Origin of the sequence: Streptomyces sp. SID14436 (assembly GCF_010548465.1) — a bacterium.
Classification (GTDB): Bacteria; Actinomycetota; Actinomycetes; order Streptomycetales; family Streptomycetaceae; genus Streptomyces.
Map to the genome: position 1 here is coordinate 1 of NZ_JAAGMD010000623.1, position 236 is coordinate 236.

The following is a 236-nucleotide window of genomic DNA, read 5'->3' on the forward strand; positions in this document are numbered from 1 at the left end:
GTCGAGGTCACCAACACGCTGGCCACCCGGTTCGGCGTGCACCTCGAATCGGTGCTGGTCTACGAGTGTCCGACCGTCCCCGAGCTGGCCGACACCGTCGCCGCGGCCGTCCGGCACCGGCAGCAGGTCACGGAGGCCGCGCTGGCACCCGCCCCGGAGGCGGCCCAACCGGCGCAGCCGAAGCCGCAGTCACCGGACCCGACGACCACGCCGACGCCGACGCCGACGCCGACGCC

General features: G+C 75.4%; 1 protein-coding gene. It reads left to right on the forward strand.

The window, feature by feature from the left end:
• Window positions 1-236: acyl carrier protein (locus G3I53_RS21795; RefSeq protein WP_164438687.1), on the forward strand; the 236-nt coding region annotated here is incomplete at both ends.